This is a genomic window from Pedobacter sp. 22226 (assembly GCF_052045455.1).
GTDB classification, from domain to species: Bacteria; Bacteroidota; Bacteroidia; order Sphingobacteriales; family Sphingobacteriaceae; genus Pedobacter; species Pedobacter jeongneungensis.
Genome location: NZ_JBQEPB010000011.1, coordinates 145144 through 159661, shown reverse-complemented (window position 1 = coordinate 159661; position 14518 = coordinate 145144). Strand labels below are relative to the sequence as shown.

Annotated in this window: 14 protein-coding genes; 7 read left to right on the top strand and 7 right to left on the bottom strand. The window is 37.6% G+C overall.

Annotated features, from left to right (window positions below; genetic code table 11):
• Window positions 1-234: 234 nt before the first annotated feature.
• The 6 genes from sucC to ACTJKC_RS22710 form a co-directional block, all read right to left on the bottom strand.
• The gene (sucC, locus tag ACTJKC_RS22735; protein WP_113951366.1) at window positions 235-1434 is read right to left on the bottom strand and encodes an ADP-forming succinate--CoA ligase subunit beta; all 1200 of its coding nucleotides are present in this window, start codon (window positions 1432-1434) and stop codon (window positions 235-237) included.
• Window positions 1435-1861: 427 nt separating this feature from the next.
• Window positions 1862-2170, bottom strand: coding sequence for a hypothetical protein (locus ACTJKC_RS22730; protein ID WP_440795600.1), 309 nt, complete (start codon window positions 2168-2170; stop codon window positions 1862-1864).
• 104 nt (window positions 2171-2274) lie between these two features.
• On the bottom strand, window positions 2275-3042 hold the full coding sequence (locus tag ACTJKC_RS22725) for a ferritin-like domain-containing protein (RefSeq protein WP_440795598.1): 768 nt from the start codon (window positions 3040-3042) through the stop codon (window positions 2275-2277).
• A gap of 138 nt (window positions 3043-3180) precedes the next feature.
• A complete protein-coding gene (locus ACTJKC_RS22720) occupies window positions 3181-4740 on the bottom strand; it encodes a DUF4153 domain-containing protein (RefSeq protein WP_440795596.1) in 1560 nt (519 codons plus the stop codon).
• A 349-nt stretch (window positions 4741-5089) separates the two neighbouring features.
• Window positions 5090-5386: a winged helix-turn-helix domain-containing protein gene (locus ACTJKC_RS22715; protein ID WP_057932898.1), complete on the bottom strand. Its 297-nt coding sequence runs from the start codon at window positions 5384-5386 to the stop codon at window positions 5090-5092.
• Window positions 5387-5388: 2 nt separating this feature from the next.
• Window positions 5389-6024, bottom strand: a complete 636-nt coding sequence (locus ACTJKC_RS22710; protein ID WP_440795594.1) for a hypothetical protein — start codon at window positions 6022-6024, stop codon at window positions 5389-5391.
• A 191-nt stretch (window positions 6025-6215) separates the two neighbouring features.
• Here ACTJKC_RS22710 and ACTJKC_RS22705 point away from each other — a divergent pair, with 191 nt between their 5' ends.
• The 7 genes from ACTJKC_RS22705 (at window position 6216) to ACTJKC_RS22675 (ending at window position 12698) form a co-directional block, all read left to right on the top strand.
• A complete protein-coding gene (locus tag ACTJKC_RS22705) occupies window positions 6216-6866 on the top strand; it encodes an ABC transporter ATP-binding protein (protein ID WP_344849801.1) in 651 nt (216 codons plus the stop codon).
• A 110-nt stretch (window positions 6867-6976) separates the two neighbouring features.
• Window positions 6977-7456: a hypothetical protein gene (locus tag ACTJKC_RS22700; protein ID WP_440795592.1), complete on the top strand. Its 480-nt coding sequence runs from the start codon at window positions 6977-6979 to the stop codon at window positions 7454-7456.
• Between the two features lies 1 nt (window position 7457).
• Window positions 7458-8066: an HAD family hydrolase gene (locus ACTJKC_RS22695; RefSeq protein WP_440795590.1), complete on the top strand. Its 609-nt coding sequence runs from the start codon at window positions 7458-7460 to the stop codon at window positions 8064-8066.
• Between the two features lie 3 nt (window positions 8067-8069).
• Window positions 8070-9560, top strand: a complete 1491-nt coding sequence (locus ACTJKC_RS22690; RefSeq protein ID WP_440795588.1) for a S41 family peptidase — start codon at window positions 8070-8072, stop codon at window positions 9558-9560.
• A 149-nt stretch (window positions 9561-9709) separates the two neighbouring features.
• The gene (locus ACTJKC_RS22685; protein WP_344849806.1) at window positions 9710-9976 is read left to right on the top strand and encodes a hypothetical protein; all 267 of its coding nucleotides are present in this window, start codon (window positions 9710-9712) and stop codon (window positions 9974-9976) included.
• A 50-nt stretch (window positions 9977-10026) separates the two neighbouring features.
• The gene (dprA, locus tag ACTJKC_RS22680; RefSeq protein WP_440795586.1) at window positions 10027-11121 is read left to right on the top strand and encodes a DNA-processing protein DprA; all 1095 of its coding nucleotides are present in this window, start codon (window positions 10027-10029) and stop codon (window positions 11119-11121) included.
• Between the two features lie 215 nt (window positions 11122-11336).
• The gene (locus tag ACTJKC_RS22675; RefSeq protein WP_440795585.1) at window positions 11337-12698 is read left to right on the top strand and encodes a pyridoxal-phosphate dependent enzyme; all 1362 of its coding nucleotides are present in this window, start codon (window positions 11337-11339) and stop codon (window positions 12696-12698) included.
• Between the two features lie 489 nt (window positions 12699-13187).
• Here the strand turns inward: ACTJKC_RS22675 and murA are convergent, their stop codons facing one another.
• Window positions 13188-14513, bottom strand: a complete 1326-nt coding sequence (gene murA / locus ACTJKC_RS22670) for a UDP-N-acetylglucosamine 1-carboxyvinyltransferase (RefSeq protein WP_440795583.1) — start codon at window positions 14511-14513, stop codon at window positions 13188-13190.
• Window positions 14514-14518: the final 5 nt, after the last annotated feature.

The window sequence follows — 14518 nt, the reverse complement described above, 5'->3', positions numbered from 1 at the left end:
ATAGTGATAGCAGGGCTTGCGGAACCGAAATGTGCAGAAACTTGCTTTTCAAAAGATAGCCACCTGATGCGCCTTAGTACATTTAAGTCGTATTACCATTAAATTGCTGGTATAGATAGTATTAAGGAACACTCCGTCCTGCGGACACCCTATGAAAGAGGGGGAATAAAAAAGCCTTCCAGTTTTCACTGAAAGGCTTCAAATATAATATCGCTTAAACTTTAGTCTTTAAAATTATGCTTGTTCTGCCAAAACTTTGGTTACTAAATCTGCTGCTTCTTTTAAAGCAATTGCAGAGTACACCTGTAAGCCAGACTCATCGATTAATTTTTTAGCTTCTTCGGCATTTGTACCTTGTAAACGGCAGATGATTGGCACCGGAATGTTACCGATTTCCTTATAAGCATCAATTACACCTTGGGCAACACGGTCGCAACGCACAATACCACCAAAAATATTAATTAAGATAGCTTTAACGTTAGGATCTTTTAGGATGATGTTGAAAGCTGCTTTAACGGTTTGAGCATTTGCAGTTCCGCCAACGTCTAAGAAGTTTGCAGGCTCGCCACCGGCAAGTTTGATGATATCCATGGTAGCCATTGCTAAACCGGCACCGTTAACCATACAACCTACGTTACCATCAAGGTTAACGAAGTTTAAGTTAGATGCACTTGCTTCAACTTCCATTGGATCTTCTTCAGTTACATCACGCATTGCGGCATAATCAGGGTGGCGGAATAAACCGTTTTCATCCAGGTTAACTTTAGCATCAACTGCAATTACTTTATCATCAGATGTTTTTAAAACCGGGTTGATTTCGAACATTGAAGAATCGGTTGCTTCGTAAGCTTTATACAATGCCGAAACGAATTTCACCATTTCTTTAAAAGCGTTACCGCTAACACCAAGGTTGAAAGCAATTTTACGTGCCTGGAAACCCTGTAAGCCAACTTTAGGATCAATTTCTTCTTTGAAGATCAGGTGTGGTGTATGCTCAGCAACTTCTTCGATGTCCATACCACCTTCGGTACTGTACATGATGATGTTGCGGCCTTTTGCACGGTCTAACAATACCGAAATATAAAATTCTTTAGTTTCAGAAGCACCCGGATAATAAACATCCTGAGCCACTAAAATTTTATTCACTTTTTTGCCTTCAGGACCGGTTTGAGGTGTAACCAATTGCATGCCAATAATATCGGTTGCACGTTGTTTAACTTCATCAAGGTTTTTGGCTAGTTTAACACCACCACCTTTACCGCGACCACCAGCGTGGATTTGCGCTTTAATTACAACCCAGTCAGAATTGTAATCTACTTTCAGTTGTTTAGCAGCCTCAACAGCTTGCTCAGGAGTATCGGCAACAATTCCTTCTTGAACGTTAACACCGAAACTTTTTAATATCTGTTTACCCTGGTATTCGTGAATATTCATCTGTTTATATTTTTATCTTTATCTGTCAGATGGAGCCTCATATAATCAAAATAATTATTTTAATCATATCGGGTTCATTTGCTACAAAATTTGCCCAAAGCTACAATTTCAAACCCTTTAAACAAATAGTAAATGCCGATTTTTTCAGAAAATGAACGTTTTATGTTAATCGGGAAATTAGTGCCTGTAATGGGCACTGCTTTGTGATGTCATGCTTGATTTCGCAGATATTTTTTATTTGAAAGTGAGGGACCGGTTCTTCGTGGCGGCTGGTAGTCCTGCTTTACGCTACAAGTCCTCACTACGCTCCGGGCTTACCGCTGCAATCAGGCTTAAAAACAATGTTTGTTACTGTCAGGTGCAAAAAAATATTTCCTCTACGCTAATCATCTTAAATCTGCGGCAACAGAATGGTTAATAGTGTCTGTTAACTACCTGCCAAGGGCGTTCCGAAGATTCCCACAGCAAGCTCTGCCCAAATTAAAAACAGCGCTAATAAAATAACAACCAGAATTACTGTTCTTAACGTACCTGTTTTTAAATTTCTGATTACCAGTTCGATGGCCAAACCTGTACTGAGCAATAGTGCGCCCGCAGTCGCAAAATCGGTTAATGTCCATTTTACCTCGTTGCTAAACTGCATAGCTATTAATGGAATAGCCAATAATGCGGCTGTTATTGTTAAAACAGCGATAATTCTTAGTTTACCAGAATTTAATGTTTCCTGAATTTTCATGATTTTATGTAATTTACTGATTAAAAATTAATTTTTAATTCTCCCGATACATTTTTGCATCAGGAGAAATCCAGCCGGAGCTGGAGTGGTGGAGCGGTTAATTATTAAAGAACTTCATTCATATTCATTGCTGGCTTAAAAACTTCTTCACGATCATATAGTACAACTTTACCCGTTACTTTTTTGAGTTTAAACCATATTTTAGTCATGTATCTGCTAAAACTTAATTTGCCTGCCTTGAATAACTTTTTGTGTGCAAACCAGATAATCAGATTGGTACAGATAAAAAAGCAGGAGTAGGCATGGTAAGAAACCCACTTTGAAAAGGCACTTTTTTGATTAAAAATAATGTACAGGCGTTCTTTTTGAAAAGTAATGTGCGAGGCTTCATCAATTAAAATATCCGTACAGATTTGTTTTAATAAAGCACAATTTGTTGCATCTTTTAATGCCTGATAGAATACCTGTGCAGCACTTTCAACTGTAATTACGGCAATTGTCCAAAGCTCCATGTTGGTATTAAAGTATCTTATTTTCCGGAATAAGCTGTCGCCCCAATCTTTTTTAATTCGCTTTTCACCAATTAAATCGAGGTATTTACCTAAGTTGTTACCATGTTTTTGCTCTTCTTTAATAAAAAGTTTAACAGCATCCAGGTATTCTTCATCATTTATAGCTTTTGCATATTTTTTTGAGGCGTTAATCAAATGTGTTCCTTCTGATGTTTCACCAAGCTGCCAGGCCTGCAGCGATTTTAGGATATTTTGTTTTTCCGGCGCCGAAATTTCAGGTTTAAGTGTCCAGTCAATCCTGTTAATTTTGCTGTTATTCGAGAATTGATTCACCCAATATGCCGAGGTTTGTATTTTCATGATATTGCAGATTAGCTTATACTTCAGTTGGTGTACAGGTTGAAAATTTTGTGAACAGCACGGTTCAAAACAAACCAGGCTAATGCAATTAATGCCGACGCCATTGCCATTACTTTATATCTTTTATCCATTTTGCTTTTATTTATTCAGTCCAAAATATTCTGCTGTATTCCAGTCCTGTAAATTCCACGATAACCAGCTCGATCCTTCGTAACGCGTTTTGAAATAGTCAATTCTGTTATCCAGTTTTCTCATTAATGCTTCTTCTGGCCTGTCTACCTTAGCAACTTCCGAGTCGTTATTGGTAGAAGGATGGATTTTTGCCCTGTTTTTATCCAGAAAAGGAAGAGTTTTTTCTGATAAGGATGTTAGATAATAAGGATCGATGGAAACAGCATCAACATGGTTTAAATTATATTTCACAATTAAAACATCCCAGTTGATGAGGCTAAAAGTTAACAATAATGCAAACCAGATATTTCCATTTACCTTGAAGAGATAGAAAATGGTTTTCTGTCTGGCTACCTTGAAATAAACCGTTGCCAGGCCAATGATACAAAGAAGGGCGAATACCAGTACACCGATTCTTTTATGGGTGAGGCCATGAAATTCGATGTAATAACCATCACGGATAAATACAGATATAATCAGGATGAAATTCTGAACCATCCAGGTATAGGCCAACAGCCTTAACGTTTTACTTTTATGGTAAAAGTTTAAGTTGCCCCTAAAATAATAGAGAATTACGGCCATGGCCATTACAATACTGAAAATTAAGGAATTTGTGCCCTGATGCAGTTCTCCGGAGAAATTGCCGGTAGGTTCGTAGCCAAACCAAAGTGTAGTAATATCAATGATATTTAGCAATAACAATAGCAGGTTAAGTGCAGCAAACAAAATAATACCAACAATGTATTCCGTTTTTAATGCCATTTTTCTTGTTAACAGGTTGCCTGTAAATGTTTCTATAATATTGTACCATAATGATTTATGTCCTAAACCTCGTCTAGTGCGCACCAATCGCTCCCCGCATTTCAATTCTGCTTTCTCCAGGCTTTTATTAAAAAATGCCAGCAATAAACCACTGGTTAAAATCAGGCCAAAAAAGAAGTGCATAATACGTCCGATACTTAAATCCTTGAAAAAGAAATGGAGCATATTTTCAAAGAAATTACCAATGCTGGTGAGCAGCGCCTCTGCATAATGAGCAAAAACATTGCTGGCTGCGGCATATAAGCAGGCAAAAATGGTTACAATGATTACCGGGATAAAAATGTATTTGATTAAGGTGAAAATAGGCTTCAGTTTAAAATTACCGATGCTGATTTTACTTAAGTTTTGAATCGCATTAAACGGAACAGTTACCATTTGTAAAATGGCCGCAAGAAAAGCGGTGAAAATTGTTCTGATTTGTTGATTATGACTAAAACCAATAAACAGCAACAGACTGATGTAGTAAGCTGCCACTGATAAATCGGAATTGTTGATTACCACCAGCACTGCGGCCAGTAAATGCGCTAAGCCATAAATTTTAAGTTTGGTGCTTTTTACCACATCTGGATTGATAAAAGTAACGATCAGCAGGTAGATGCTGTAAATGAGTAAGTTAAGGGCTAACCGCTCTTCCCAAAAAAGGAGCGTAAATAGCAAACCGCCAGATAGGGCAGAGAGGAGTAAAAGGTTCGATTTATTTTTCATTTTACAGTATGATTGTGGTTATAATTAAAAAATACATTATGGCAATAGGAATATTGATAAGCTGAAGACATATGGTAGATACGGAGGATGCTCTGTTTAATTTATAAATAAAACACGAAACAATCAGGGCAAGCATTACCAGTAAATTGACTAATACGGCAATAGAAATGTAAATCATGCCAAAACCAATTAAAGATCCGGTTCTGAAAAAGCAAAAACTGAGAAAAAGGATGGTTCCTCCAATAAAAGATACCAGTGTGGTTTTCTTTCCGGTTTTTATAAGTAAATCTTCTAATGATATCATTTTAAAAGTGCTTTGTATTTCAAAGTAATTAGTTAAAAAAATAGCTTATAATTTCTTTATCATTTTTTCTAGTGCATCCAGGTGCGCCTTAAAGGCTTGTTTGCCTAAAGCCGTGATAGAGTAGGTGGTACTGGTTTTTCTGCCGATAAAACCTTTGTGCACTTTAATAAATTCGGCCTGCTCTAAGGTGTTCAGGTGCGAAGCAAGGTTGCCGTCTGTTAACTCAAGCATTTGTTTCAGGTCGTTAAAACCAATTTCGTCGTTTACTACCAGTATCGACATTACGCCGAGCCTGATCCGGCTATCGAATATTTTATTTAAATCTGCTATCGGGTTTTTCATCCTTACTGACCTCTCTCATATTTAAAATACATTAAAAGACCATAAACGATGTGCAAAACACCAAAGCCAAATGCCCAGAAAATTAAGCCATAACCTATATAAAACATGCAGATTAAACCTAATATTACTTCGCAAAAGCCTAAATAACGGATATCACTATAAGTATATTTACTGGCATTGATCAGCGCTAAACCATAAAAAATAAGGCAACTTGGGGCAATAATGCTATAGGTATTCGGGTGGTTAATCAATAAAGCAATAATAAATAAGCCTCCTGCTGCTAAAGGAACAAATAAGTTGAATAAAAGTGATTTCGAAGTTTTATCCCAGATCGGCAGGTTATTTTTCTGACTTTTCCTGTAAGTAAACAAAATTCCGCCAGCCAAGGCGATAATCAACACGAAAATGCCCAGTTTAATCAGGTTAAATTCCAGGTCCATTTCTCCATCTACACCATACCCGTAGCCACGTTTGTTTATAAACTTATTAATTTCATCATTGGCAAAATAGGCACCGATTAATGCAATCACCCCCGCAAAAACACCAGACAAGCCACTTAAAGAGATAAATCTCGAAGACCTGTCCATCATTTGTCTGATATCTTTTAAGGCATTTAATTGTTCTTCCTGATTGCTCATTTTAAAAGTGCTTTGTTTTTCAAAGTTAAATAGAAAATTGATATCTGCAAATCTTTTTTTAATAAATATGATTACACAGATATTGGATTACGCAGATTTTATTAATGCTTTGCCCTTTATGCTTTAGTATTTGTATTTTGCCTTTAAGTCTTTGGTCTTTGCCCTTTAAGCTTTTTTACTAAATTTGAACCATGCTAAAAGCCACTGGAATAAGAAAATCGTACGGAAATCTGCAAATATTAAAAGGTGTAAATTTTGAAGTACAAAAAGGGGAGATTGTCAGTATAATTGGTCCATCTGGTGCCGGAAAAAGTACCTTGCTGCATATTTTAGGCACACTGGATAAACCTGATGATGGCGCGGTTGAGTTAAAAGGAACTGTAATCAATAAACTAAGCGGCGACCTTTTGAGTGCTTTCAGGAACCAGAATATTGGTTTTGTATTTCAGTTTCATCATTTATTGCCTGAATTTAGCGCCATCGAGAACATTTGCATTCCGGCATTTATTGCCAAAACGAATAAAAAGCAAGCCGAAACCAGGGCGTTAGAGCTTTTGGATCTTTTTGGGTTGAAAGACAGGGCACAGCATAAACCCAATCAGTTATCAGGCGGTGAGCAGCAGCGTGTTGCCATTGCACGGGCGCTGATCAATAATCCATCTATTATACTGGCCGATGAGCCTTCAGGAAATTTAGACTCCGAAAATGCTGCGGGATTGCATCAATTATTCGTAACCCTTCGCGATAATTTCAATCAGACCTTTGTAATTGTTACCCATAACGAACACCTTGCCAAAACCAGCGACAGGGTAGTAAGCATGAAGGATGGACTAATCGTATAAAAGCTAGGATTAAATGATGTATGATTTTTTGGAAATAAAAACAGACATTCAATCATTCAATTATTCACTAATTTATTCATTCACTAATTTATTCATTCAATAATTAAATCTTGAAAATACTCATTACCGGCGGAAACAATGCTAAAGCCTTAAAGCTGATGAAAGCATTCCCAAGCCATTTTGTTCTACTGGCCGATTACGGCGATGTGCCGGGTATCATTACCGAAAAATATGCCTTTTCATCTTTAGGTATCCTGAATAAAGACAGTATCGCCCATATTTTACTCAATTTCTGCATTACCGAAGCCATAGATTGCATCATTCCTCTGCATGATTATGAAATTGAGCCTCTGGCAAAATCAGCTGTACTTTTTGGAGAATATGGCATTCAGGTTTTGCTTCCTGATGCGGATAACATTACAGATTATATAGATAAAGATGACGCTGTTTTTCAGTATTTTGCTGTATTTATCCATGGCGACTGCATTTTCTCCAGTGAAGAAAATTCAGCGCTTAAAAAAGTTTCTCCTACATTTAATGGTGTATTTGGCTATAACAATGCTGATGACCTAAAACTTTTTACAATTTAATATGGACGCATATCAATACGTTGAAGATAAACAGCTTGTCATTTTTGAGTTAGACAATGTGCTTTTTCCAGAAAAAGACTATTTGTTGCAGGTTTATTACCTGTTTGCACAGTTTATAGAATATACGGAACAAAAAAATGCCCAGCCCATCATCAGCTTTATGCAGGCTGAATATGAAAATAACGGAACAGAAGGTCTTTTTGAAAAAACAGCTAAGCAATTCGGGATTGATGAGAAATATAAATACAATTTCGATCTCCTGCACTTAAATGCGCGTTTGCCATTAAAGTTACTGCTTTATAAAAACATACTTGAGTTTATGCAGGAACTTGTTGTAAACCGGAAACAGATTTTTATTGTAACGGCCGGTAATCCGGAACAACAACTCAATAAAATTAAGCAAACAGAGTGGAACGGATTGGAGCAACACCTCACCGTTTACTTTACCGAAGAACTTGGACAGTCAAAAGCAGAAATTTTTCAGAACATACTAAACAACAACAATTTATCGCCTGATCAGGCGTTAGTTGTTGGTGCAAATAATTTTGATGAGCAACAATCTAAATTAATTAATTTGCCGTATATTGTGTCACTAGAAATTTACAAATAAAATATGCTAAAAAGATTGACTTCGCAAAACGCATTTTTATACGCTTTGCTTGTTGTGGTTGGGTTTACGGTATCCTGTAAGAAATCTTCAAACAATCCTGATGCAAATGGAGTGTCGCAGGGTGCTTCGGGAACCAGGGATGAATTAACCAAAGATTCGATTTACCTGTATGCACAGCAAACTTACTTTTGGAACGTGGGGATGCCGAGCTACTCTTCTTTTAACCCAAGACAATATACGTCAAATAATGCTGTTTTAAATGCCATTAAAGCTTTGCCGAGTACAGGTGGAAAAGATAAATATTCTTTTATAGATGATGGCAGTGTTGCCAGTCAGCTTGGTGGGATAGGTGGCGATTATGGTTTCTCTGCCAATTTTGAAGGCAACACCGACACACTTCGCGTTAAATACGTATATGCTGGTTCTCCTGCAGCTGCAGCAGGTTTAACAAGGGGAGATAAAATTAAAAGAGTAAATGGAAGAGCAGTGTCAAGAGCCTCATCAGCAGAATTAGACTATCTGAACAATGCCATTTTCGGAGATAATGCCGCTGTTACTTTAACAATAGAGAAAAATAAAGTTTCAAGCGATGTTACTGTTACCCGGGGCACTTACAATATAAATCCTGTTTTATATACCAATACTTACACAGTTGGTGCGAAAAAGATAGGTTATATTGTATTTAACAGTTTTACCACGAATGCAGTTCCTGCTTTGGATGCTGCTTTTGCAAAATTTACAACAGATGGTGTAACCGAACTTGTTGTAGATTTAAGGTATAACGGCGGAGGTTCAGTAGCTACTTCTGAAACGTTTACAAATTTAATTGCACCTCCTTCGCAAAACGGAAAAGTGATGTACACTACCTACTGGACCAAAACCATGCAGGATGGAGCAGCAACCATTTTGCAAAACCAGAAATTTTATGCCAAAGGCAACGATGGTGTAACCAGACTATATTCTTATGCCGATTATTCATATAAACCAACATTGGCAGCCGGAAATCAGGAAAGTTTTGCTAAAAGAGGTACGTTAAATGGTTTAACAAGAGTTTATTTTCTGGTTACCGGTGGTACAGCTTCAGCAAGCGAATTATTAATCAATAACTTAAAGCCTGTTATAGATGTGAAACTAATTGGTAAAACCACCTATGGCAAACCTGTTGGTTTTTTCTCTATAAGAATTGATAAAAATGACCTTTATATTCCACAATTCCAGACTAAAAATCAATTAGATCAAGGCGATTATTTTTCAGGTATGACTGTTGATAAAGATGTAGCAGATGATTTATCTAAAGATTTCGGAGATCCATCTGAAAAAATGCTCGCACAGGCTTTATATTATTCTGCAAATAATAATTTTACCGCACTTGCAAGAGATAATAACTTAAGCAGCACTTCAGGAGCTACAAGAGGTCAGATAGATGCCGCAAACGAAAAGCTCGACCATGAGTTTAAAGGAATGGTTGAAACCAGGGCATTGAAATTTAAGTAGTTAACCTATTTTATAACATAAAAGGCCGGTTTTGTAGTTCAAAACCGGCCTTTTTTAATGTATTAATTTACAATAAATGAATAAATAAGAGTTGCATTTTTTCTAAAAAATTGATAAGCTTGTTTAACATTAATCGTTAAAGAGACACCATGCCAATAGAAATTGTAGAAAAGGAACACATCAGTTATTTAAACATCATCAATGCAAAAGAAGACCACACCGTTGAACTAAAATCAAAACTTGATGAAGCGCAGCGACTTGGTAACGAATTTAAATCTAAAGCTGTTATCACATTCAATACCACCATAGGTCCAAAACGCGTTGATACCACCGTTTGGTCTGTTACTGAAAAATATATACAACTCAAAAATAATATCCATATTCCACTGAAAAGTTTAATTGACATCGATTTTTAGGCTTGCTTTAAGGAAATAAATCATCCCGCATTTATTTAACCTTATAAAATATGAGCATGCTGCACAAAATTGCCTTAACTTTTATTAAATCAATTGGCCCTGTAACGGCCAAAAACCTTCTGGCCTACTGCGGAAGTGCAGAAAATATATTTTCGGCATCAAAAAAACAGCTATTGCAGATTCCTGGTGTAGGCGAGAAGACTATCGAAGCCATTCGTGGAACCGATGCTTTAACAAGGGCTCAGCAGGAGTTGGATTTTGTAGAAAAACACGGAATAGACGTATTGTTTTTCTCTGATGAAAAATACCCCAGGCGTTTAAAAAACTGTCACGATTCGCCTATTCTCCTCTATGCCAAAGGAACCGCCGATTTAAATCATAAACGTATCATCAGTATTGTTGGGACCAGAAATGCAACCGCTTACGGAAAGAACCTCTGTAAAGAACTCTGCGAAATCTTAGCACCTTATAATGTGCTCATTGTAAGCGGACTTGCTTACGGAATCGATGTAGCCACCCATAAAGAATGCTTGGCTAATAATATTCCTACGGTTGGGGTACTCGGACATGGTTTAGATCGTTTGTATCCGAAAATCCATATTGCAACTTCACAGCAAATGGTACTGAATGGAGGTTTATTAACCGAATTTCCGATTTTGACCAATCCAGACCGGCCAAATTTTCCACAACGTAACCGGATCATTGCAGGCATTGCCGATGCCACTATTGTGGTAGAAGCTTCGATAAAAGGCGGTGCATTAATCACTGCCGAAATTGCCAATTCTTATAATAAAGATGTTTATGCATTTCCGGGCAGAACAACCGACGTTTTTTCGGAAGGCTGTAATTTTCTGATAAAGACCAACAGGGCAGGCTTAATCAATAATGCGTACGATTTGATTTATTATCTCGGTTGGGATGATGAAATAAAGGAAAAGAAAAAGGATGCGCAAATTACGTTGCAGTTAAGTCTTACGCCCAACGAAGAAAAAGTGGTTAATGCTTTGCAAAATGGTCAGCTTTCTATTGATGAGCTTTGTATCCGGTTAAATATTCAGCAGAGTAAATTATCTATTGTAATCCTTACTTTAGAAATGCAGGGGATCATTGTTTCATTACCAGGGAAGATTTATAAACTGGTGTAATTTAGGTTGTCAGTTAGATTCTTCTATTTCGTTGCACTACAGTCGGAATGACGAACTCCTAATCTGAAATTGCGTTTTGCCCAATAATCAATCTATAATGTCCATCTTAATTATAGATTATGAAATTATATTCTATTAAATTTTAATTTTCGAAATTTTGTTTCAAATAAAATATAGTTTATAAAATACTTAATGCCTTTGCTTAATTTTGCATCATGTGGTACAATAATATTTTAGAAACCATTGGTAATACGCCATTGGTAAAATTGAATACGATTACAAAAGGTGTTCCGGGCACAATTCTGGCCAAAATAGAGACTACTAATCCGGGCAACTCGATTAAAGACCGTATGGCGGTTAAAATGATCGAAGATGCCGAGAAAAGCGGTAAGTTAAAACCAGGCGGAACCATTATTGAAGGAACATCAGGAAATACAGGTATGGGCCTGGCCATGGCGGCCATTATTAAAGGATATAAATGTATTTTCACCACAACTGATAAGCAATCGAAAGAAAAGGTTGATGCCTTGCGTGCATTCGGCGCTGAAGTAATTGTTTGTCCTACAAACGTTGAGCCGGAAGATCCGCGTTCGTACTATTCAGTTTCATCGCGTTTAGAGCGTGAAGTTCCAAATTCATGGAAACCTAACCAATACGATAACTTAGCAAATTCTCAGGCACATTACGAACAAACCGGTCCTGAAATCTGGGAGCAGACAGAAGGTAAAATCACGCATTTAGTGGTTGGTGTGGGTACTGGTGGTACCATCTCCGGAACCGGAAAATACTTAAAAGAGAAAAATCCGGATATTAAAATCTGGGGGATTGATACTTATGGTTCGGTTTTCAAGAAATATAAAGAAACCGGCATTTTTGATAAAGATGAGATTTATCCTTACATCACCGAAGGAATTGGCGAAGATTTTCTGCCTGCAAACGTAAACTTTGATGTGATTGATCTGTTCGAAAAAGTTACGGATAAAGATGCTGCTTTAATGACGCGTGATATCGCCCGTAAAGAAGGGATTTTTGTAGGTAACTCCGCTGGTGCTGCCATTGGCGGATTGATCCAGTTAAAAGATAAATTAAAACCCGAAGATGTAGTGGTGGTGATTTTTCACGATCATGGTAGCCGTTATATGGGTAAAATGTATAACGAAGACTGGTTACGTGAACGTGGATTTTTACAGGATGAGAAATTGACTGCAAAATCAATCCTCGCTAAGAAAGAAAATACTGAAATTGTGACCTTAGATACTCAAAAATCGGTATTGGAAGCGATAAATACGATTAAATCGATGAATATCTCGCAAATTCCGGTTACGCAACAGGGAATGATTGTTGGTAAAATTGCAGAAAGTGATATTTTAAGCGCCTTATTGGAAAATCCGGGTTTGAAATCTGCACCAATTTCGGAAATCATGACGGCTACCTTTCCGTTTGTTGATCTGAATACGTCGATTGACAAAATTTCTTCACTAATCAATAAGGAAAATTCGGCCGTATTGGTAGAAGATGAAACCGGTAAGATTGAAATTATCACGCAATATGATATTATTAATGCTATATCAGGCTAGGGGGATGTAAGAGGGAGGATGTGAGATGAACTACAGAAAGTTTCGATACTTAACATCTAATTTACCGTCATTTCGAGCGGAGTGCAACGAAGTCGAGAAATCTATCTCGAGGTAGATCTCTCCACTCCACTGCGTTTCGGTCGAGATGACGCCTCGCATTAGTCAGGATTTGTAATCTCGACCGCTGGGTTAATGAATTTTCAATTCATCTTAAGGATTAAAAATCCTTGGTTCAAAAGACGGGATTGCAAATCCCGACTAACGAAAATCTATTTAGATAGATCTCTCCGTTTCACTGTGTTCCAGTCGAGATGACGCTACGTTTTTAACTCTTTCAATGGGTAGCGTAGTGCAAGGCAGTCCGAGATTACGACATTTTAATCGAGTTTCAAAAAAACGCCCTGGTAAATTTTTACCGGGGCGTTTTTCGTTATGCTATTTTCGCTTTGGGTTTTACCTTAAGCCTTAAACCTTCTGCCTTCTATCTTATTAGTGGCTCGGCGCATCAGCATTTACACGCTTAATCTGCGCACCTAAGGCACGTAAACGGGTATCGATATCCTGATAGCCACGTTCAATCTGTTCGATGTTATAAATGGTCGATTTGCCTTCTGCAGATAAAGCTGCAATCAATAATGAGACTCCGGCCCTGATATCAGGAGAAGTCATGCTGATGCCCCGTAATTTGTATTTTTTGTCGATACCGTTAACCGTTGCACGGTGCGGATCGCAAAGGATAATCTGTGCACCCATATCGATCAGTTTATCCACGAAGAATAAACGGCTTTCGAACATTTTCTGGTGGATTAAAACATTTCCTTTTGCTTGTGTGGCCACAACCAAAACGATACTCAATAAATCAGGCGTAAAACCTGGCCATGGAGAATCGGCAATAGTTAAAATCGATCCATCTATAAAAGTATCAATTTCATAATGTTTTTGGGAAGGAACATAAATATCGTCGCCACGGCGCTCCAATTTAATACCCAGTTTTTTGAAAACTTCCGGAATTACGCCAAGCTCATCATAACAAACATTTTTAATGGTAATTTCCGACTCTGTCATTGCCGCCATACCGATGAAAGAACCAATTTCGATCATATCAGGCAACATCCTGTGCTCGGTTCCACCTAAAACGGTAACCCCTTCGATGGTTAATAAATTAGAACCAATGCCCGAAATTTTTGCGCCCATGCGGTTAAGCATTTTGCAAAGCTGCTGCAAATAAGGTTCGCAGGCTGCATTATAAATGGTGGTGGTACCTTTAGCTAAAACAGCGGCCATTACAATATTTGCGGTTCCTGTTACCGATGCTTCATCTAACAGGATATAAGCGCCCTGTAAATTGGTGGCATCAACGTTAAAGAATGCTTTTTTGCTATCATACACGAATTTTGCACCTAATTTTTCGAAACCGATAAAGTGGGTATCCAACCTTCTCCTGCCGATTTTATCACCTCCGGGTTTAGGGATGGCTGCTTTACCAAAACGTGCCAGCAATGGTCCCACAATCATAATCGAGCCACGTAAACCACCGCCTTTAGCTTTAAAAGTATCAGACTCAAAGAAATTTAAATCGATGTTTTTAGCTTCAAAGGTATAAGTGTCTTTATTAATACGCTCAACGGCAACACCTAAATCGCCCAATAATTCGATCAGCTTATTTACATCTTTAATATCAGGGATATTGCTGATGGTTACTTTTTCTTTGGTAAGCAATACAGCAGATAAAATCTGTAAAGCCTCATTTTTGGCACCTTGTGGAGTGATTTCGCCTTTTAATTTAATTCCGCCTGTTATTTCAAATGCGTTCATATATT